The sequence below is a fragment of the Aurantimicrobium minutum genome (genome assembly GCF_002355535.1).
In the GTDB taxonomy this organism is placed as follows: domain Bacteria; phylum Actinomycetota; class Actinomycetes; order Actinomycetales; family Microbacteriaceae; genus Aurantimicrobium; species Aurantimicrobium minutum.
Genome location: NZ_AP017457.1, coordinates 1,572,373 through 1,592,306 on the forward strand (window position 1 = coordinate 1,572,373; position 19,934 = coordinate 1,592,306).

At 52.7% G+C, this 19,934-nt stretch carries 16 protein-coding genes and 3 tRNA genes; 13 read left to right on the forward strand and 6 right to left on the reverse strand.

Going from position 1 to position 19,934, the window contains the following annotated elements; genetic code table 11:
* The first annotated feature begins 1 nt into the window (after position 1).
* The gene (locus AUMI_RS07865) at positions 2-1,567 is read left to right on the forward strand and encodes a carboxylesterase/lipase family protein (RefSeq protein WP_096383234.1); all 1,566 of its coding nucleotides are present in this window, start codon (positions 2-4) and stop codon (positions 1,565-1,567) included.
* A 10-nt stretch (positions 1,568-1,577) separates the two neighbouring features.
* Here the strand turns inward: AUMI_RS07865 and AUMI_RS07870 are convergent, their stop codons facing one another.
* Positions 1,578-2,066 (reverse strand): YajQ family cyclic di-GMP-binding protein, encoded by a 489-nt coding sequence (locus tag AUMI_RS07870; protein ID WP_096383236.1) that lies wholly within the window; start codon positions 2,064-2,066, stop codon positions 1,578-1,580.
* Between the two features lie 65 nt (positions 2,067-2,131).
* On the opposite strand from AUMI_RS07870, the gene AUMI_RS07875 reads away from it, so the two are divergent.
* Complete coding sequence (locus tag AUMI_RS07875; protein WP_096383238.1) at positions 2,132-2,941, forward strand: lytic transglycosylase domain-containing protein; 810 nt, start codon at positions 2,132-2,134, stop codon at positions 2,939-2,941.
* Positions 2,942-3,018: 77 nt separating this feature from the next.
* Positions 3,019-3,100: transfer RNA gene (locus AUMI_RS07880), tRNA-Tyr, on the forward strand.
* Between the two features lie 41 nt (positions 3,101-3,141).
* On the opposite strand, the gene AUMI_RS07885 is transcribed toward AUMI_RS07880, so the two are convergent.
* Entirely contained in the window at positions 3,142-3,603 is a 462-nt protein-coding gene (locus AUMI_RS07885; protein WP_096383240.1) for a MarR family winged helix-turn-helix transcriptional regulator, read from the reverse strand.
* A gap of 96 nt (positions 3,604-3,699) precedes the next feature.
* On the opposite strand from AUMI_RS07885, the gene AUMI_RS07890 reads away from it, so the two are divergent.
* Complete coding sequence (locus tag AUMI_RS07890; RefSeq protein WP_096383242.1) at positions 3,700-5,802, forward strand: MMPL family transporter; 2,103 nt, start codon at positions 3,700-3,702, stop codon at positions 5,800-5,802.
* Positions 5,803-5,956: 154 nt separating this feature from the next.
* Complete coding sequence (locus AUMI_RS07895; RefSeq protein ID WP_096383570.1) at positions 5,957-8,176, forward strand: NADP-dependent isocitrate dehydrogenase; 2,220 nt, start codon at positions 5,957-5,959, stop codon at positions 8,174-8,176.
* 61 nt (positions 8,177-8,237) lie between these two features.
* Here the strand turns inward: AUMI_RS07895 and AUMI_RS07900 are convergent, their stop codons facing one another.
* Complete coding sequence (locus AUMI_RS07900) at positions 8,238-9,227, reverse strand: FUSC family protein (RefSeq protein ID WP_096383245.1); 990 nt, start codon at positions 9,225-9,227, stop codon at positions 8,238-8,240.
* 60 nt (positions 9,228-9,287) lie between these two features.
* On the opposite strand from AUMI_RS07900, the gene AUMI_RS07905 reads away from it, so the two are divergent.
* From AUMI_RS07905 to AUMI_RS07920, 4 genes are all read left to right on the forward strand, one after another.
* A complete protein-coding gene (locus AUMI_RS07905; protein ID WP_096383248.1) occupies positions 9,288-11,024 on the forward strand; it encodes an amidohydrolase in 1,737 nt (578 codons plus the stop codon).
* 62 nt (positions 11,025-11,086) lie between these two features.
* Positions 11,087-12,019: an N-acetylglucosamine kinase gene (locus AUMI_RS07910; protein ID WP_096383249.1), complete on the forward strand. Its 933-nt coding sequence runs from the start codon at positions 11,087-11,089 to the stop codon at positions 12,017-12,019.
* A 21-nt stretch (positions 12,020-12,040) separates the two neighbouring features.
* Entirely contained in the window at positions 12,041-12,850 is an 810-nt protein-coding gene (locus AUMI_RS07915) for an inositol monophosphatase family protein (RefSeq protein WP_096383252.1), read from the forward strand.
* A 119-nt stretch (positions 12,851-12,969) separates the two neighbouring features.
* On the forward strand, positions 12,970-14,418 hold the full coding sequence (locus AUMI_RS07920; protein WP_096383254.1) for a M23 family metallopeptidase: 1,449 nt from the start codon (positions 12,970-12,972) through the stop codon (positions 14,416-14,418).
* Between the two features lie 2 nt (positions 14,419-14,420).
* Here AUMI_RS07920 and AUMI_RS07925 read toward each other — a convergent pair whose 3' ends face one another.
* The gene (locus AUMI_RS07925) at positions 14,421-16,064 is read right to left on the reverse strand and encodes a glycoside hydrolase family 13 protein (RefSeq protein ID WP_096383257.1); all 1,644 of its coding nucleotides are present in this window, start codon (positions 16,062-16,064) and stop codon (positions 14,421-14,423) included.
* A 142-nt stretch (positions 16,065-16,206) separates the two neighbouring features.
* Between AUMI_RS07925 and AUMI_RS07930 the strand changes: the two genes are divergently transcribed.
* Positions 16,207-16,278 (forward strand) — tRNA-Thr (locus tag AUMI_RS07930).
* A 52-nt stretch (positions 16,279-16,330) separates the two neighbouring features.
* Positions 16,331-16,404 (forward strand) — tRNA-Met (locus AUMI_RS07935).
* Between the two features lie 35 nt (positions 16,405-16,439).
* Here the strand turns inward: AUMI_RS07935 and AUMI_RS08205 are convergent.
* Positions 16,440-16,577, reverse strand: coding sequence for a hypothetical protein (locus tag AUMI_RS08205; protein ID WP_162784092.1), 138 nt, complete (start codon positions 16,575-16,577; stop codon positions 16,440-16,442).
* Between the two features lie 178 nt (positions 16,578-16,755).
* Between AUMI_RS08205 and AUMI_RS07940 the strand changes: the two genes are divergently transcribed.
* Positions 16,756-17,856 (forward strand): calcium:cation antiporter, encoded by a 1,101-nt coding sequence (locus tag AUMI_RS07940; protein WP_096383258.1) that lies wholly within the window; start codon positions 16,756-16,758, stop codon positions 17,854-17,856.
* Positions 17,857-17,880: 24 nt separating this feature from the next.
* Here the strand turns inward: AUMI_RS07940 and AUMI_RS07945 are convergent, their stop codons facing one another.
* Entirely contained in the window at positions 17,881-18,843 is a 963-nt protein-coding gene (locus tag AUMI_RS07945; RefSeq protein WP_096383261.1) for a sodium-dependent bicarbonate transport family permease, read from the reverse strand.
* Positions 18,844-18,920: 77 nt separating this feature from the next.
* Between AUMI_RS07945 and AUMI_RS07950 the strand changes: the two genes are divergently transcribed.
* A complete protein-coding gene (locus AUMI_RS07950) occupies positions 18,921-19,934 on the forward strand; it encodes a TerC family protein (RefSeq protein ID WP_096383264.1) in 1,014 nt (337 codons plus the stop codon).

Here is a 19,934-nt window from a genome sequence, read left to right on the forward strand (position 1 = left end):
CATGGACGCTTTTTCTGACCCCTCTCTGCTCGTTGCCACAACAGCTGGAGTAGTGCGCGGCACCCAAGATGGAAACACACACCGCTGGTTAGGTGTGCCCTATGGAAAAGCTCCTGTGGGGGAGCTTCGCTACCGCAGATCGTTACCGGTTGAACCGTGGCAGGGCACTCGGGACGCACTCGAGTTTGGAAACATTGCGCCTCAGGAACCTACCAAGCTCATCCCTATCCCCACGGGAGTTGAGATTAATGAGGATTGTCTCAATCTGAATATTTGGGCACCAATCCCCAAACCCGGAGATAAGCCCAAGCCCGTCATGTTCTGGATCCACGGCGGAGCATATTTCATCGGTTTTTCTTCCCAGGCTGTTTATAACGGCCGTTCCCTGGCAGAAAATGGCGATGTCATTATCGTCACCGTGAACTATCGACTTGGTGCACTGGGATGGCTCGATTTCAGTTCGCTCGATCCCAGTTTCGAGAACAACATGGGACTGACCGATTTAGTGCTCGCGTTGAACTGGGTCAAAAACAACATCGCAGCCTTTGGAGGTGATCCTGAGGACGTCACCATCTTTGGCGAATCCGCAGGTGGCGGTTGTGTGACTACTCTCATGACAATGCCTGAAGCCAAAGGGCTCTTCCACCGCGCTATTGCAGAAAGCTCGCCCGCCACGAGCGTCTACAAACCAGAACGCGCAGCTTTGGTTGCTCATGCCTATCTCGACCTGATGGGTGTCACTGCTGAAGAGGCCCCAAGATATCTGCGCCAGACTGATGCCAAGACATTGGCATCCTTCACAACGAAATTGCTTGATCATGTGGCACTGACCTGGCCTGGAACAGTTGCATTTGCTCCGGTAGTGGACGGCACATTTGTGCCGCACTACCCCGTTCAAACTTTCCGCGATGGCAACCAACACAAGGTTCCCCTCATCATTGGAACAAACAAGGATGAAGCCGCTTTGTTCAAAATGATGAAATCTCCGTTGATGCCCATCAGCGAATCCAGCATTCAAGAGATGTTTGATTTGGTCGCCAAGGATCACCCCGGTAAAGACTTTGATGAAGAGAGAATTCTGAGCGCCTACCCCGAGTTCCCGAAACAAAAGGGAGCCATGGAAATCTCTCGAGACGCAGGATTCCGCATGCCGTCAATATGGGTTGCTGAGGCACACTCACGGGTGGCGCCAACGTGGATGTATCGGTTCGACCAGGCACCACCCTTGATGAAACTGCTGGGTATTGGGGCAAGTCACGCTACTGAGCTGCCCTATGTCTTTGGCACCTTGCCAGAGAAGATGAATAAGAAGGCACTGCAGTTCCGACTCGGTGGCCTCAAAGAAGCTAAGAAGATTTCACGCCGTATTCAAGCCAGGTGGCTCAGTTTTGCTCGGACGAGTAATCCGGTGACCGTAGACAGTGAAACAGGTCAGGATCTTCAGTGGCCTCGTTATGACGAGAAGACCCGAAGCACACTGATTATTAACGCAACCGACTCCATCGAGAATGACCCCGATGGTGATATCCGTAAGGCATGGGGAGAACAGATACTGGGCTTCAAATAAGCCGGAAGGTTTAGCGGAAGTTTACGAACTGCAAAGCAACCGGAAGGTCTGCATTTTTGAGCAGGGCCATGGTTGCTTGCAGGTCGTCGCGGCTCTTTGAAGAAACACGTACCTCGTCACCTTGAATCTGTGCTTTAACAGACTTGGGGCCCTCGTCGCGAATGAGCTTGGTAACCTTCTTTGCGTTTTCCTGATCGATGCCTTCTTTCATTTTGGCTTCGATGCGGAATTCTTTACCCGAGGGGAAGGGGTCACCTGCGTCAAGACTGCGTAATGAGATTCCGCGCTTGATCAGCTTCTGTTCGAAAACGTCGAGGATGGCTTTGACTCGTTCTTCCGAGTTTGCCTTCATCAGAATCTTGTCGCCGCTCCATTCGATGGATGCGCCTACGTTCTTGAAGTCATAACGCTGTTCAACCTCTTTAACTGCTTGGTTGAGTGCGTTATCGGTCTCCATTTTGTCGACCTTGCTTACTACGTCAAATGATGAATCTGCCATGAGTCCATGTTATCTAAGCCCAGCCTTCGGCAGATTGTCAGCTGTGCCCCTCAGAATGGAAGTACATGGCTTCCAAACGGGTACGACGTAACCGCACACTCACGGTGTTTGCGGTGTTTGTGCTGGGAATGTGGTGGTTCACCTCATGCGTCGGCGGCCAATCGTCAGTTGCTGAGAACACCCCCACGGCAACCCCTACCCCCACCCCGACCGTAGATGAGTTTGCGATTTCTCTCCTTCCCGAGGCAGCCGCGCTACCTCCCGTGAAGGAGGGAGTCACCAACTATGACTTAGCTAACTCACCCGTTGCAGGCTTGGCAGATCCTGCGTGGGTCAAAGCCACGTCAGAAAAAACGGGAATCCCAAAGCGCGTGCTCACCGCTTATGCCGGTGTTGCGCTGCAGCTGAACGCCTATAAGCCAGAGTGCAAGTTGTCGTGGAACACTCTTGCCGGAATTGGTTGGGTGGAATCTCGACACGGAACCATTTTTGGTGGCAAGGTCAAGAGCAACGGAAATATGAGTGAGCCAATTTATGGCATTCCTCTCGATGGCAAAAACAACACCAAAGCCCTCCCCGATTTTGATGACGGAAACTTTGACGGCACTGCAGAATTTGACCGTGCTGTTGGCCCCATGCAATTCATCCCACCAACCTGGGCTGCCTGGCATAGCGACGGTAACGGAGACGGAATTGAAGATGGCCAAAACATTGATGACTCTGCATTTGCAGCCGGCCGTTATCTCTGTTTCAGCGGGGGAGACCTCTCCACACCTGAAGGGTGGCGCAAGGCTCTCCGGGGATACAACGCCTCAAATACTTACGCTAAAGACGTTTCTAATAAAGCCAAAGAGTACGCCGAAAAAGCCAAATAACTCACTTCGATTTTCGACAATCGCATCAGCCCGGTATTGTTGAGAGGCGCTCTTGAGTAATCAATGAGGTTCGCAACGGCAAGTTACCCTAGCGGCCAAAGGGATCTGACTGTAAATCAGACGGCTCAGCCTTCGGGGGTTCGAATCCCTCACTTGCCACAATAAAAAAAGCCTCCCAACTCGGGAGGCTTTTTCATTCGCTATTTTTCAGCTTCTGCTTTGTATGCCGTCAGCATCAGGGCAAGGTACTTTTCCACTGCGGCTCGTTCTTCCTCGTTCATGTCATCGAGGATAGTTTCACTGGCACTAATCAAAGGCATGATTCTTTGCCATGCACTTGCAACAGATTGAGGGTTGGGAACAACAACCACCGCCCTGCGGTCTGTGGGATGAGATTCTCGTGAGACGTGGCCAACCTCAACAAGCCTGTCAATCATGGTGGTGCCTGCCGCGGGGCTGAGCCCGACAGACTTGGCAAGGTCTCCTGCGGACATCGGTCCATTTTCAATGAGATGCGTCATTGCTTGGAGATCAGTCTGATTAACCATCAGATGTTGGCCAACAGTTTTTGAGTATTCTTCACTCTCTTGAATGACAGAGCGAAGCAGCCGTGTGGCGCGGTGGCCATACATGGCTGGTTCTGTTTGGCTTTGTTCACTCATTGTTATATATTTTAGCTATCGAATAGTTCGACTGTCGAATTAAGTTGACTACATTTAGCCAACTGTGTCGAAGGTTGTCACAACTCAAGGAAATTCATGAATCGTCTCATCTCATTCATTACCGGTAGAAAAACTGCCTGGGCCACCATCGTTGTGGGTTTCATTTTGGCGGCATTAGCGCTGGGACCATTCCGCGCAGCCACGACAGAAACAAACCCAACAAACGGGCTCCCATCTGACAGCGAGACATCATTGGTCAATGAAGCTGTGAAGGATTTGCCTGGGGCGAATTCCACCGCTGCTGTTGTCGTCTACAAATCAGACAGTACTTTCACCGATTCTCAACTTGAGTGGTTACAGGGAACCTTTAACCCCATTGTTCAGCTCCCCACGGGTGGTGTGAACGAGCAATTCACCGAATTCACAAACGCAGAAGTCAACGGCAAGCCTTTCGTTCCTCCAGCAATTGTTTCTGAGGACAACACCACTGCAGTCGTGACCATTCCTTTGGAAAAGAGCGATGAGACTGAGGTTGTTTCCGAGCGCATCAAGGAAATTCGTGCCACCGCTCAAGAGGGTCTGCCGAGCGGAATCACCACCTATGTCACAGGGCCTGAGGGATTCCAAGCTGACCTGGTTGGTGTTTTCGCTGGAGCAGACTTCACACTGTTGCTCTTCACAGTGATTGTTGTTGCAGTTCTGCTGATTGTGACCTATCGCTCACCTGTTCTGTGGATTGTTCCGCTCTTGGTAGTGGGAACCGCAGATGGTGTTGCTGGCCAGGTTGGCCGAAATGTTGCAACTGCTTTTGGAATTGTTCCTGATGGTTCCGTCACGGGTATTTTGTCTGTTCTTGTATTTGGTGCGGGAACGAACTATGCCCTGCTACTTATTGCCCGCTACCGTGAAGAACTTCTCCGCAATGAAGATCGTCACGTTGCAATGGCCGCCGCTTTGCGCGGTGCGGGCCCCGCAATCATTGCCTCCGGTTCTACGGTGACTTTGGCGTTGCTGACCCTCACCCTTGCTGAGCTGGGGGGAAACCGTGCACTGGGTCTTGTATGTGCAACCGGAATTGTGATTGCCATGATTGCCGCGTTGGTTTTCCTACCAGCATCACTGGTGGTATTTGGTCGAGGACTGTTCTGGCCATTCGTTCCCAAGCTTGGCGCAGAGAACAAATCACTCAACGGTGTGTGGGGCAAGCTCGGACGCGGCGTTGCCAAGCGTCCGGTTATCATCTCCATCGTTGGATTTGGAATCCTATTTGCCCTCGCTCTGGGGGCAACTGGAATCAAGGTTGGTCTGTCCAGCACTGAACAATTCCGAGTTAAGCCTGAGGCTGTTTATGGTCAGGAAGTCCTTGCCGAAGCATTCCCCGCGGGTGCAACCACTCCCACGATCGTAATTGTGAACAAAGACAGTGCTGACAAAGCAATTGCAGCTGCAGAAACAGTGAGCGGTGTTGCGTCGGCAACTGAAGTTTCACAGAACGATTCCATCGCCCGCATCGATGTGATCTTGGACGGCGAACCAGGCTCTGAAGAGGCATATCAGTCCATCAAGGACCTGCGCACTGAGCTGGCAACCGTTGACGGCGCAGATGCTCTCGTCGGTGGACTCGACGCTGAACAACTCGATGTTCGCACCGCTTATGCACACGACCAGATGATTGTGATTCCACTCATTCTGCTACTCGTATTTGGTGTTCTTGTCTTCTTGTTGAGGGCTTTAGTAGCACCAATCCTGTTGCTGCTCACAGTTGTGGCATCCTTCTTCGCAGCTCAGGGAGCAGCATGGCTGTTGTTCACCAACGTGTTAGGAATCCCCGCGCTTGATCTGAGTGTGTTCCTCTTCTCCTTCCTGTTCCTGGTTGCTTTGGGTGTTGATTACAACATCTTCCTTGTTGCCAGAGCCCAAGAAGAAGCAGTGCACTTTGGCACAAAGGAGGGCATGATTCGCGCCCTTGCAACAACTGGTGGCGTGATTACCAGTGCGGGTATTTTGCTCGCAGCGGTATTCGCGGTTCTCGGTGTCTTGCCTCTGATCGCTCTCTACCAGATCGGCATCATCGTCGGTATTGGTGTTTTGCTGGACACCCTCTTGGTAAGAACAGTGATCGTTCCAGCCCTGGCATTCATGACAGGGGACAAGTTCTGGTGGCCACGAAAGAAACTCACGGCTCCCAAATTTGGATAACTGAACCAACCGAAAGCGCCAGGACTTTTGTCCTGGCGCTTTCGTCTTTGCCCGCGAAGGGCCCTCAAGAAAAATAGCTCGATATCAAGATACTTTTAGGTAGACTTGAGGCAGAGATTGTTGAGCCCCAACACCCACGAAGAATGGCATGTACGTGAACGAATCGACCATTGTCTACACCTACACCGATGAAGCACCCGCGCTTGCGACAGCTTCATTCCTTCCCATCGTCCAGGCATATGCCAAAGCAGCGGGAGTTTCTATCGAGACTCGCGACATCTCACTTGCCGGTCGTATTCTCTCCGCATTCCCAGAGCGACTCAGCGCAGATCAGCAGGTTGCTGACGCACTCAAGGAACTTGGTGAACTGGCAAAGACACCCGAAGCAAACATCATTAAGCTTCCCAACATCTCTGCATCAATCCCTCAACTCAAAGGCGCAATCGCCGAGCTTCAGGCAGCAGGATTTGACGTTCCCGACTATCCAGACGAGCCCAACTCGGATGAAGAAAAGGATGCACGTGCACGTTACGACCGCATCAAAGGTAGTGCGGTAAACCCTGTACTTCGTGAAGGAAACAGCGACCGTCGTGCTCCGATGTCGGTGAAGGCATACGCTCGCAAGCACCCCCACGTGAACAAGCCTTTCGCTGCAGGATCAAAAACCCGTGTGGCAACCATGGGTCACGATGACTTCTTCTCGAACGAAAAATCAGTCGTGCTCCCAGCAGCGGACACACTCACCATCCGGCACACCGCAACTGATGGCACCGAGACTGTGTTGAAGTCCGGACTTAAGGTTCTCGAGGGTGAAATCGTAGATGCCACATTCATGTCCTCGGCTGCACTGGATGAATTCCTTGCCGAAACACTTGAACAAGCCAAGAAGGATAACGTTCTCTACTCCGTTCACCTCAAGGCAACCATGATGAAGGTGTCTGACCCCATCTTGTTTGGCCACGTTGTGAAGGCATTCTTTGCTGGCGTTTTCGACAAGCACGGAGCACAGCTCGAGGCAGCAGGCTTAACCGCCAATGATGGCCTTGGCGCAATTCTGGCTGGACTCAATGATGTTGCTGGTGGCGATGCTATTGTTGCCGAGTTCTCAGCAGCCATTGCTGCAGGCCCACGCCTGAGCTACACCAACAGCGATAAGGGAATCACCAACCTTCACGTTCCTTCCGATGTCATCGTGGACGCATCCATGCCGGCCTTGGTTCGCAATGGTGGAAAGCTGTGGGGTGTTGATGGTGGAGAAGACGACACCATTGCCGTCATTCCTGACTCCTCTTACGCCGGTGTGTACCAGGCAACTATTGAAGACGTCATTGCTAACGGCCCACTCGATCCCGCCACCATTGGAACGGTTCCCAATGTGGGCTTGATGGCTCAGGCAGCTGAAGAATACGGTAGCCACGACAAGACGTTCGAGATCGCTTCCGCTGGACGAGTTGAGATCATCAACTCTGCCGGAGAAGTTCTCATCTCGCACAATGTCGACAAAGGTGACATTTGGCGTGCAACCCAAACTAAAGACATCCCTGTTCGCGACTGGGTCAAGCTTGCAGTCACTCGCGCTCGTGCAACAGGCGTCCCTGCAGTGTTCTGGCTTGATGAGAAGCGTGCACACGATGCGCAGATAATTAAGAAGGTCAAGACCTACCTCGCCGATCACGACACCACTGGTTTGACCATCGAGATTATGCCTCCCGCAGAAGCGACCAGGTACTCACTTGCTCGTATCCGCAAGGGCGAAGACACCATCTCGGTAACCGGTAACGTTCTGCGCGACTACCTCACCGACCTCTTCCCCATTCTTGAAGTGGGAACAAGCGCCAAGATGTTGTCGATTGTTCCACTACTTGCCGGTGGTGGACTGTTTGAAACCGGTGCTGGAGGCTCTGCCCCCAAGCACGTTCAGCAGCTGCTCGAAGAGGACTTCCTTCGTTGGGACTCGCTGGGTGAATTCTTCGCGCTCGCCGCGTCACTCGAGCACTTGGCAGACACAACTGGAAACACTCAGGCAAAGGTGCTTGCTGACACGCTCGACCGTGCAACGGGAACCTTCCTCGAGGAAGACCGTTCACCCGGACGCAAGGTGGGCACCATCGACAACCGAGGAAGCCACTACTACCTCGGCCTCTACTGGGCTCAAGAATTGGCTAAGCAGACAGAGGATGCTGCTCTGGCTGCAAGGTTCGCTCCCGTGGCAGAAGCACTCGCTTCACAGGAAGAGCAGATTGTTGGTGAACTTATTGCTGTTCAGGGTAAGCCAGTCAACATTGGTGGCTACTACCGCCCCAAGACCGAACTGGTCGACCAGGTCATGCGTCCTTCGGTGACGTTGAATGGTGTCATTGATTCAATCAACTAATTATTTGATTGCCTAATTGAAAGAACGCCTCCCCTAGGGAGGCGTTCTTTTTTGGCTTTAGCTAGGAAGCTAGGTCCGGCTTTTTATTTAAGCCGCCTCGCCAAAACAAGCCTCGTTCAATGGCGAGAACTAGGAGGCAGGCAACCGCCGCGATGATGGTGGCATAGAGGCGATCGTGTGAGACAGTGGCCAACTCAGCGGGCTTTCCAGAGATCAACACCACACCAGGCGTGAGGAACATGACGTACTCCCAATACTTCTTGCCAGGAACAATACGCATCAACAGTGCAATCTCGAGGAAAACAAAGGCGGCTGCGTAAAACAGGAAATCGGGCAATCCTGATGCACCCACTCCAATAGCTATCAAGAAACCAAGTATTGTTCCTGCAGCACGTTGGATAGCTCTGCTCGTGCTCTGGCCCGCATAGGGGTAGATCAAAATAATCACGATGGTCAGCGTGAGCCACACACCTAATTGTTCGTGGCGGTAGATCGAGCTGAAATAGCCGGCGGCAGCGAGAAGTAACCCTAAGTTCACGGCATACATCACGTTGACCTTGAGAGGGTAAACCGTGATCTCTTTCTGGCGAGGCTCTTTCACAAGAATCATGGTGAGCACAGCAGCGAGAATCAATGACCCCATTGCTATTCCACTGGTGAGGAGTGCGTTGGGGAGAGCTCCTGTAGCAACCTTGGGGGGTTGAGCAATAACTGCAGCAGCGAAGACAGGGAACATGAAGTTCCACAAAGACAGGCCCCACTTGTTGACGGCTCCAAGGCCAGCGCCACAGATCAACATCAAAACTGCCGAAGCCCATGGATTATTACTGACCAATGAGGCGACAAATGTCGTAACTCCCGTAGCGATCACCAGGAGTAGCATTCCTCGGCCGTGCAACCCAATCATGGAGAAGAGTCCACCCATGGCCGCAAGCATTGCCAGTGAGGCAGCAGATTGCCACCCGACCAACACAACCAAAATTGTGGGAATGAGCATAAACACAATGCTCGAGAAGAACATGATGTTTGCTTTGAGAGCTGGTCTAACCATGGGCTTAGTCAATCAGATTTCGCTGCTACGTTGAACACAGAACAAAACAAAGGAGTTCGAATGTCTACAGGATGCTGTTCAGCCCACCCCCTCTCCAGAGAACACATAGGTGCTGCGCTGAGCACCGCTGGAAGCACCATCACTCCCGCCAAGCACGCTGCGGGGCTCCAGGTTGGCCACGCCGCAGAGACACTTGTAGTGGGAACTATTGCCACAGGGAATCCTGCCGCACCCCTTGCAGAAGCAATGGCTATTTCTGGTGGTGTGATTATTGGAATAGGTGCACTCAAAGACGTTGAAGGCCTCACAGACTCTTCCACCACAACCGTCACGCCAGAGGGTGTCGTCATTCCTGGCTTGATAGAGCCCCACATGCACATCTGGTCATCACTACTCAACCTCACGTGGACTGACGTTTCTCACGAAGTGTGTGCAACCTTTGATGATGTTGTCGCCACCCTCAAGCAAACAGCTGCTAGAACCCCTGCCGGTCAATACGTCCTCGGAAAGCTTTTTGACCCCAGCTTGTTCCCTGGCGAACCTGATCTCACCCGCGACATTTTGGATCAGATTGCACCCAACAACCCTGTCCTTGTGATGAATGCGTCGATGCACTACCTCTATGCCAACAGTGCCGCATTTGAACTAGCTGGAGTCAACTACCAGACTATGGACCCTCCGGGCGGAACATTTTTCCGTGCAGATGGCAAACTCACTGGCGTTATTGGTGAGATCCCTGCCATGTTGATGATGTTGGCGAAATTCCCCAAGCCTTCCGCCGCAGATATGGCTGCTGGCATTACCGAGATTTTGAAGGAGTGTGCCAAGCAGGGTGTTACCTCCCTGCGTGAAGCAGGAACCGGAAGCCTTGTTGGTGTGAGTGAGTTAGCGTTGCTGCACCAAATGAATGGGGCAAAGCGTCTTCCCGTTCGAGTTTCCACTGCTCAGTTCGCGATCATGGCAGGCAAGACACCTGCTGAGGTTGCTCAAACCTGGAAGGACGCGGGTGTCACTCCGTTCAGCGGAGACGAAATGGTTCGCGCAGACGCGTGGAAGGTTGTCGCTGATGGTTCTAACCAAGGCCGCTCCGGCTACTTCTCACAGCCCTACCTCGGCGAAGACAATGGTGGTCACGCCGACTGGACTCCAGAAGGTTTGCGTGGTGCGTTGAAGGCTGGTCTCGATGACGGTTGGCAGATCATGGTTCACACCAATGGTGATGCTGCGGTTGAAATGGCGTTGGAAGCCATGGAAGAGATTCTTCCTGGTTATGGAGCCAACGACCTGCGACACCGTTTCGAGCACGTGTCTTTCACCACAGATGACCACCTTGCTCGTCTCGCCAAAGCGAACATTAGCCCCAGCTTTCTGATGAACCACGTGTACTACTGGGGGGCTGCCTTCCGCGACACCATCCTTGGCCCGGAGCGTGCTCAACTACTTGATCGGGTTGCATCAGCATATAAAGCAGGGCTTCGCCCTAGCCTTCATTCCGATTACAACGTGAGCAAGGTTCACCCTCTTCAAAGCGCACGCACCGCTGTGCTGCGACAGCTGCAAGCGGATGGTTCTGTCCTCAACGCTGCTGAATGTGCTACTCCCGCGCAAGCACTTGCCGCGATCACCACGAATGCTGCCTGGCAGATTCACGCAGATGACCGGGGTTCACTGGAAGTTGGAAAGCGTGCCGACTACGCGGTGGTTGATAGTAATCCGTGGACGTCAGACCCAGCTAGCTGGGACAAGATTGTGGTAAACGAAACCTACATCGACGGAACGCTCGCTTTCCAGGCATAGCATTCCGAAGCATCAAGTCCTCTCTAAGTTTGCACCTCGAGCTCTAAGCAGATCGGTTAATCATGAACACGTCACCTTCAACGAATCTCACTCTTGCGCTCGATGCTGGGCAGACTGGTGTTCGCACTCTTCTCATCGATGGGGAGATCCGTTCCCTGCAGCAATTTCCGGGAATTAAAACAGATCGGGAACTGTTTCCTCAGCTAGCGGAGTTCATCACTACTTCTTTGGATGGAGTGAACGCACCCGTTTCACTCTCGATAGGGATGACAGGGCTAACTACAGCTCAGAGCAAGCCAGCAGAGTTACTTGAACTTTTGCCTGTCAATGTTCGAGACGTGTCCCTTGCTCATGATTCGATTACTGGATTCTTAGGTGCATTGGGAACACAGATCGGCGTTGTCACAGCTGTGGGAACAGGGGTGGTCACCCTCGGTGTCGGTGAAAACGACATGGTGCGCATTGACGGTTGGGGAAATCTCATAGGAGATGCTGGTTCTGCCTATTGGATTGGTCGAGCAGGGTTAGAAGCCGGCATGCGAGTTTACGACGGCCGTATCCCGTCAAGCGGTTTGCTCTCCTTGCTCACCGAAAACTTCTCGCATCCTGAAGAGGCATACATCGAGTTGCAGACAAGCAATGACCGCGTCGCAAGGATCGCGTCTTACGCTAGGCGAGTCATCGAGCTCGCCGAAGACGATGAAGAAGCTCGCAGAATCGTCAACGCAGCTGGCCATGAGTTGGCTCTATCCGCTGTGACGGCTGCTCAACGAGTTGGTTTGCGTGATTCAGATTCACCTCTGTTTAGCTGGGTTGGAAATGTTATGAAAGCTGAGATGCTCAAGGACGCTTTCGTTTCCGCCGTTGTAAATGCCGTACCCCAGGCGCAGTTTGTCTCCCCACTGGCAGAGCCGATTGAGGGTGTTGCACTCATGACTTCCCTACCTGAAGCTTCTCCCTTGCGCGCGAGGATTCATACGGCCTCCCGCGACTAAAACAACTTGTAGCCTTGGAGCATGGCTGTTTCTCCGACCGATCTTCTCGCTATTGCTCGCACCGTTGCTCTTGAAGCGGGTGAGCTTGTCGCACGTCGACGCAGTGAAGGTGTGACGGTTGCAGCAACGAAGTCAACTTCTATTGATGTTGTGACACTGGCAGACCGTGAGTGCGAGGAGTTCGTCAAGGCACGTCTTGCACAGCTTCGTCCCGAGGATGGTTTCTACGGTGAAGAGGGTAGTGATAGCTCAGGAACATCTGGGTTGACATGGATCCTTGACCCTATCGATGGCACCGTCAATTACCTCTATGACATTCCTCAATATGCGGTGAGCATTGCTGTGGTTGAAGGGGTTGCCGACCCCGCTAGCTGGAAGCAGCTTGCTGGTGTTGTTTACAACCCAGCCATCGAAGATTTGTATTACGGAAGCGTCGGCGGCGGTGCATTCCAAGAATGGAATGGAACGACAACGCAATTGCGAGTCAACGAAGAAACCCTTCTTGCTCATGCACTTTTTGCTACAGGATTTGGTTATAGCGCTGAGGTTCGTAGCGAACAAGCGCATGTATTGAACACAATTCTTCCCGCTGTGAGAGATATTCGCCGCGCTGGAGCAGCGTCTTTGGACTTGTGCGCGGTGGCTTCGGGTCGGCTTGACGGTTACTTCGAGCGCGGCACCAAGCCTTGGGATCATGCAGCCGGTAGTTTGGTTGCCCGTGAAGCCGGTGCCGTCGTTGGTGGTCTCAACGGGGCTCCTGAGGGCGAATCTATGCTTGTGGCAACGAATAAACAACTGTTTCCTGAAATTGAAAAACTCCTGATTAAGTAGGATTTTTACCCCTAGTTAGACCTATTTTCGGTGGAGTTTCTCAGGCTTGCCGGGTAACCTTAATCATTCCGTTACATTTCGAGGGTGCTTTTTCGCGCCCACAAATTGGATGAGAGTGCATGGCCGGAGAATTCGAAGAGAACGTTGCCGCGGCAACTGGCTCTGCGCTGACCCCTCCTGCAGGACTCACCAGACGAGAACTGCGTGAGTGGGAGCGCAAGAACGGTGTCAACCCCGTTGTTTCTGCACAGCAAGATGTTCCTGTGCAGGAACCTGCTGTTTCTGCGACACCTCACAACCCCACGCCACTAACTTCAGCGCCCCAAGCACAGCCTGTGGTTGCGCTTCCAAGTGATCAGCCTTTGACGCGTCGCGAACTTCGCATGCGGGAACAAGGACTTGTCCCATCTGTATCAGCACCAGAACATGAGATTGTTTCATCTGCTGCTGAGGGAGAGGAAGAAGTTCTTCTCCCTGAGATCGTCACAGAAGCAGAACCGATAGATGCCCCAAGTGCAGTGCGTGAGCCAGAACGAGCTTCGGTTCCCGAAATCATCGTTGAAGAGACAACCCCAGAACCTGAGGTTGAAACTGCCGGCGACTTTGTTGTGCCAGCCGCCGAGGAAGAAGTTTCCGTCGAAGCCCATGGCGAAACCGAGCCTCAGCTAATCGAAGCTCCTTTGAGCTCAGAACCTATTGTTCCGGCAGCAGCTCTCACTATTGCTCAAACTGTTGCAGCTGAGAACGCTTCGGAAGATCTGGGCGTGCGACCTCACAAATTGGTGAAGCGAGCAATCCCACGACGCCCTGCATTCTTGAGCAATCGCAGTCAACGTGATCGCAGTGCAGCGGACCGACGCCGCCAGATTTCTCAACGAGTATTTTCTGTACTTGCTTTGGTTGCGTGCTTCGCTTTTGCACTGTCCATCTCAATTCCCGCGAATGCTTTATTAACCCAATCCGACGTGGCAAAGATCAAGATGCAGGCATTTTTGGATGAGCAAGTGTCATTGGCAAGCCAGTCCATGAACGTCGATTCAGACGCAACGACTGCGACCGCTTCTCGCGATGGTGTAGATGTCACCCTGGCCGCCAAAGCGGCCCCAATCAAGTTCTATGGAAACTCTGGTTTGTGTGGTGAAGAGACAGCCGTCAACCCACCTGCGTCTGGTGGTTCTATCAACTGGCCTCTTGCGAACACCAAGGTTTCTTCCGGTTATGGATACCGCTGGGGTTCTCTGCACGCAGGTATTGACTTTGAAGGTGAAACTGGAACCCCCATTTATTCTGCTGCCGACGGAATCGTCAAGGCTGCTCAGCCTTCACCCAATAACAGCTTGGGCATTTGTGTCATCATCGCGCATAACGTGAATGGTGTTCAGTTCGATACCCTCTATGGCCACCTCAGTCGTCTAGATGTGGGTGTTGGCCAAGGCGTCGGTGCCGGTCAGGTCATTGGTGCGGTAGGAAGCACCGGCCAATCAACAGGTTCTCACCTTCACTTTGAAGTGCACGTGAATGATGTCCAGATTGATCCAGGACCATTCATGAGCAACTACGCAGGTTAGAACTAGACCAACCACACCGCAGTAGCAGGCTTGAGAATCCCGTCACTACTGTCAGCACTATCGAGGATGATCTTTCCCGCTGGAAGAGCAAAGTCGTCCTCGCTGTAGTTGATAAACACCGTGACGTCACTGTTGCGGAAACCAAGAATGTTCTCGGGAGTTCCTTCAATCCACTCCAGGTCTCCCTCGCCAAGACGCAACTCTTTACGCCCCGCTAGCGCTGCTTTATACAATGACAGTGTTGAGTCAGGGTCTGCTTCTTCGAGATCACGAGAATACGCGCGGTAAACCTCAGGCTGAGGCAACCAAGGTTCTCCCGCAGGACCAAAACCATAGTTTGTCTCTTCGGCTTCCCAAGGAAGAGGAACGCGGCAGCCATCACGACCATAGGATTCGCCAGCTGTTCTAAAGAACGTAGGGTCTTGGCGTTTATCATCAGGAATATCAACAGCTTCGGGAAGACCCAGCTCTTCACCCTGATACATGTACGCAACCCCAGGCAAAGCGAGCATCATCACGGACGCTGCTCGCGCGCGGGCAAGACCTAAAGCTGGATCTGGCTTGGGTTCCGTCAATGGTCCAATACCGGTAATGCGATCTGCGGTGTTGGTGTTGGGGTCCAGAGCTAATCGAGTGGCATGTCGCACCTGGTCATGGTTGGAGAGCACCCACGTACTTGGTGCACCCACCTCGCCAAAAGCGGAGATGGAATCCTTGATAACCTGACGCATCTGTTCGCCATTCCAGCGTGTGACGAGGAAGGGGAAGTTGAAGGCCTGCTGCATTTCATCAGGTCGAACCCACAAGGCCATCTTGGTCAAAGGCTCCACAAAAGCCTCGGCACACAAAATGCGCTCGCCGGGGTATTCGGCAAGAACCTTGTTCCACTCTCGGTAGATTTCGTGCACACCTTCGTGGCCGAAGTAGGGGTTGTCGATGCGCTCCTCGGGAGGAGTGTTCCAGTACTCCTCGTCACGGCGGAAATCAGGAAGCCCAGGTGCTTTAGAAAGTCCGTGTGCAACATCAACACGGAAGCCGTCAACTCCACGGTCGAGCCAGAACTTCAGAATTTCAATGAAGCGCTCGCGTACCCAGGGGTTGGTCCAGTCGAAGTCGGGTTGGCTGGAATCAAAGAGGTGAAGATACCACTGTCCAGGTGTTCCGTCAGGATTGGTGGTTCGAGTCCATGCCGGACCGCCAAACACAGATTCCCAGTTATTGGGCGGAAGTTCTCCGTTTTCTCCTTTTCCTTCCCGGAACATAAACCGAGCGCGCTCCGTGCTGCCCTCACCGGCAGCAAGAGCTTCAACGAACCATGGGTGCTCGGAAGAGCAGTGGTTGGGAACTAAATCCACAATCACTTTGAGACCGAGACTGTGTGCTCGGGCCTCAAGTGCATCGAAATCTGCAAGTGTGCCAAACAGGGGGTCAACATCGCAATAGTTGGCGACGTCATATCCGGCATCTTTTTGCGGGCTAGTCATAAATGGTGACAGCCAAATAGCATCAACACCCAGCTCTTTGAGCTTGGGAAGGCGTGAGGTAATTCCCGGAAGATCACCAATGCCATCACCGTTGGAATCGGCAAAGGACCTGGGGTAAATCTGATAAATAACGGAGGAACGCCACCACTCTTTTTCAACCATGAAAGCAAGTTTAGGTAGCTGAGCTCAGCAGTGAAGTAGCCTCGCGAGTAATCCCTCGAGCTTCTGAGTTTTTCGCAAATGCTCAGAGGTGATAATCTCTAACGGTGCCAATTTTCGGGAGTAATCCTGAAGGTCTGGATACGCCCCGATAGCTCAGTGGTAGAGCACTTCCATGGTAAGGAAGGGGTCGCGAGTTCAATCCTCGCTCGGGGCCCGATCATTCTTCGACTGCTGCAGGTTTCCTGTTCCACAAGATGAGTGTTCGTGGCTGGGTAGCTCAGGTGGTTAGAGCGCACGACTCATAATCGTGAGGTCGCGGGATCGAGCCCCGCTCCAGCTACATAAGAAAATCCCCACACTGTGGGGATTTTTGTTTTAGTACTTCTGGCCTTCGCGCTGTTCTTCTTCAGCTTCGCGAACCTGCTGTTCAGCCATTTCTTGTTTGGCAATGCGAGCATTTTCTTTGGCTGCTTCGCGAAGGTCTTCTTCGTTTGTTCGGTTGTTCTTGACCATGGTGCTCCTTTCGGAGAGCATTCTGATCGTGTTGCTCAATCATATTTCTCTCCTTGCTCCCTCCGATAGGGCTGAAATCAAACGGGTTCAGTCTTTCTCGGGGCTTTTTCAAGAACACAAACTAGTTTGGAATAAGAGCTAGTCCAGACCTTGTCCGTGGCCGTGGAGGTGAGCTGTCATGAAACTTCTGTCTCGAGTTTCTAATGTGAGCAATAATGTTCTGCCCATAGTGGCGTTGGCGAGTTTGTTGGTTTTTTGGAATTCCACACCCTCCCTTTTTGTCATGGTTCTTCTCGGAATCCTGCTGGCAGTTTCTGTGTTGGCAGCTGTTCACCATGCTGAGGTAATAGCCCACAAGGTGGGTGAACCTTATGGTTCTCTCATCCTTGCTGCGGCTGTCACCGTGATCGAAGTGGGCATGCTGGTGACGTTGATGATTGCCTCACCACAGGAATCGGCAACGCTAGCCAGGGATACTGTCTTTTCCGCGATCATGATTATTTGCAATGGAATCGTGGGCATCTCGTTGATTGTGAAAGCTCAACGTAAACGAACAGCGACTTTCAACGCAGAAGGCATTGGTGGTGCACTGGCTGCGATTACAGCCTTGACAACGATGAGTTTGATTTTGCCCTCTTTCACTACGTCAACACCGGGCGCAACCTTCTCACCTGCTCAGCTTGTTTTTGCAGCAGTAACTGCCTTGGTGATTTATCTCGTCTTTGTTTTCATTCAAACGGTTCGGCACCGGGACTTCTTTTTGCCTCCGCCAGTATCAGAGAACAGCACGACTTTGGTTGCTGAGCACAAAGAACCCCCAAGTTCACGGCTGGCATGGATCAGTTTTGCGCTTCTGGTCGTTGCGCTGGTGAGCGTTGTTGGTTTGGCCAAAATCACGAGCCCCCTTCTGGAGACAGCGATTTATGGGGCGGGGCTTCCCTCAACACTGATTGCTGTGAGCATTGCCGGGCTTGTGCTGTTGCCTGAATCAATTGCCGCGGTCCGGGCTGCCTATTTTGGCCGGACTCAAACCAGCCTGAACTTGGCATATGGCTCTGCAATGGCGAGCATTGGGCTAACCATTCCGGTTATTGCGGTGATGTCAATATTCTTTGGCTTCCCCATCGTTCTAGGTTTGAGCGCAACTGAGCTTGTTCTCTTTGTCTTGACGGTTGCCGTGAGTATTCTCACCGTGGTGCCCGGGCGGGCAACCATATTGCAGGGAGCAATTCACCTCAGTATTTTTGCCGGCTTCATCTTCTTCATAATCAACCCCTAGCCCGCCTCAATTGAGGGGTGAAACTTAGGCGATGAGCTGTGCGAACCACACGAATACAGGGATACCAATCAGCAGGTTGAAGGGGAAGGTGATTCCCAAGCTGGCCGTGAGGTAGAAGCCTGGGTTTGCTTCGGGCAAAGAAAGTTTCACGGCTGCCGGTGCCGCGATGTAGGAGGCGCTGGCACAGAGCACACCAAACACGGCAGCACCTCCGGCGCTCAGCCCGATAAGTGTTGCTAGTCCGACTCCCGCGATACCAATCACGAGAGGGAATGTGATGGCAAAGACGAGCAATCCCCAACCTGCCTGGGGGAGTTCTTTGAGGTGCGATCCTGCCTGAATGCCCAGTTGCAGAAGAAAGAGAGTGAGCACGCCAACAAAGAGGGCACCGAAGAAGGGCTCCACACGCTCATAGCCGACAGGGCCACTGACCGCACCGATGACAAGACCACCGACGAGGAGGAGGATGGATTTTCCTGTGAGAACCTCGTGCATGAGGGGTCCCCAGCTTTGTTGCTTGCTTGCTTTGCGAGCAAGCACAAGCCCAACAATCAGACCTGGTACTTCCATGATGGCAAGCAGTGTCGCGAGGTAACCTTCAGGATCAAGACCAAGTGACTCGACAAACATGAGGCCTGCGGTGAAGGTCACAAGAGAAGTTGAGCCATAGTGAGCGGCGATTGCGCCGCGCTCGGTTTGGTTCAGCGGTGTGAGAACTTTGAGGACTGCGAATGCGGCGATGGGTATCGCGAGTCCCACAATGATCGCGAGGGCGATAGGTGCGGCGATGTCGGCTGGCTCTGCCATTCTGAGCCCCACCCCGCCTTTGATGCCGATAGCAAGTAGGAGGTAGATAGAGAGGGCACTGAAAATCTGTGGTGGAATCTCTAGTCTCGAGCGTAGCCCTACAGCAATAAGTCCCAGCACGAAGGCTAGGACTGGGGGTGAGGTCAAGTTGCTCACAGCGAGCTCGAGAGATTCAAACATTTTTAGTCCAATCAGTTGACTAGAAGAATAATACAGGAAATAATATTCAGTAATCAATCTTCTTTAGTAAGGATGTCATGAACGTAGAAATCTGGATGTGGCTCGCAGTACTCGCAGCAATTATTGTGATGCTGCTTATTGACCTCTTTGCTCACCGCAAGGCGCACGAGATCTCTCTTCGCGAGGCCGCAGCATGGTCCGCTTTCTGGGTAGCCACTGGTATTGGTTTTGGTGTCTTGGTCTGGAATTACTTTGGCGCCGAATACGGGCAGCAGTACTTCGCCGGATTTGTCATTGAGAAATCTCTAGCTGTAGATAACGTCTTTATCTGGGCATTGATCTTCGCTTCCTTCAGCGTCCCACGCAAGTATCAGCACCGCGTCCTCTTCTTAGGTGTTCTGGGTGCGCTGGTCTTCCGTGGAATCTTCATCGCACTCGGTGCGGTAATTCTCGAAAACTTTGCCTGGGTTCTCTACCTCTTTGCGGCCTTCCTGATCTACACCGGTATTCACATGCTCATCAAGCGGAACGAGCATGCTGATCCCACTCAAGGACGCTTCTTCAAGTGGTTCTCTTCGGTCGTTCCTTCAACCCAGAAGTACTACGGGCAGAAATTATTCGTCCGTGTTGGAGGCGTCCTCCTAGCAACACCATTGCTTATGGTGTTGGTTCTGGTTGAGTTCACCGACATCATTTTTGCGGTTGACTCGATCCCCGCAATCTTCGCGGTGACCTCTGAACCGTTCCTCGTCTTCACCGCCAATGCATTCGCGATCTTGGGTCTGCGTGCAATGTACTTCTTGCTAGCTGACCTGATGTACCGATTTGTGTACCTCAAGATCGGACTTGCGTTCGTACTAGTCTGGGTTGGTGTCAAGATGGGCCTGCACGACATCGTCAAGGTTCCTACTGGCATCTCACTGACAGTGATCCTGACCATCCTGACCGTTTCTATCGTTGCGAGCTTTATCGTCAGCAGAAACAAAGAAGCCGAGCACATCGAGCCTGCCTCACGTCAGCAACTCCCTGAAGCAACAGAGGAGGAAATGGCGGCATTGGCTCCAACCTGGCGAAAGTCTGGAAAGATGTAG

Excerpts from the sequence above, each read along its gene's own strand:
- AUMI_RS07865 (WP_096383234.1), top strand. The coding sequence starts at position 2 with ATGGACGCTTTTTCTGACCCCTCTCTGCTCGTTGCCACAACAGCTGGA.
- AUMI_RS07870 (WP_096383236.1), bottom strand. The coding sequence starts at position 2,066 with ATGGCAGATTCATCATTTGACGTAGTAAGCAAGGTCGACAAAATGGAG.
- AUMI_RS07875 (WP_096383238.1), top strand. The coding sequence starts at position 2,132 with ATGGCTTCCAAACGGGTACGACGTAACCGCACACTCACGGTGTTTGCG.
- AUMI_RS07885 (WP_096383240.1), bottom strand. The coding sequence starts at position 3,603 with ATGAGTGAACAAAGCCAAACAGAACCAGCCATGTATGGCCACCGCGCC.
- AUMI_RS07890 (WP_096383242.1), top strand. The coding sequence starts at position 3,700 with ATGAATCGTCTCATCTCATTCATTACCGGTAGAAAAACTGCCTGGGCC.
- AUMI_RS07900 (WP_096383245.1), bottom strand. The coding sequence starts at position 9,227 with ATGGTTAGACCAGCTCTCAAAGCAAACATCATGTTCTTCTCGAGCATT.
- AUMI_RS07905 (WP_096383248.1), top strand. The coding sequence starts at position 9,288 with ATGTCTACAGGATGCTGTTCAGCCCACCCCCTCTCCAGAGAACACATA.
- AUMI_RS07910 (WP_096383249.1), top strand. The coding sequence starts at position 11,087 with ATGAACACGTCACCTTCAACGAATCTCACTCTTGCGCTCGATGCTGGG.
- AUMI_RS07915 (WP_096383252.1), top strand. The coding sequence starts at position 12,041 with ATGGCTGTTTCTCCGACCGATCTTCTCGCTATTGCTCGCACCGTTGCT.
- AUMI_RS07920 (WP_096383254.1), top strand. The coding sequence starts at position 12,970 with ATGGCCGGAGAATTCGAAGAGAACGTTGCCGCGGCAACTGGCTCTGCG.
- AUMI_RS07925 (WP_096383257.1), bottom strand. The coding sequence starts at position 16,064 with ATGGTTGAAAAAGAGTGGTGGCGTTCCTCCGTTATTTATCAGATTTAC.
- AUMI_RS08205 (WP_162784092.1), bottom strand. The coding sequence starts at position 16,577 with ATGGTCAAGAACAACCGAACAAACGAAGAAGACCTTCGCGAAGCAGCC.
- AUMI_RS07940 (WP_096383258.1), top strand. The coding sequence starts at position 16,756 with ATGAAACTTCTGTCTCGAGTTTCTAATGTGAGCAATAATGTTCTGCCC.
- AUMI_RS07945 (WP_096383261.1), bottom strand. The coding sequence starts at position 18,843 with ATGTTTGAATCTCTCGAGCTCGCTGTGAGCAACTTGACCTCACCCCCA.
- AUMI_RS07950 (WP_096383264.1), top strand. The coding sequence starts at position 18,921 with ATGAACGTAGAAATCTGGATGTGGCTCGCAGTACTCGCAGCAATTATT.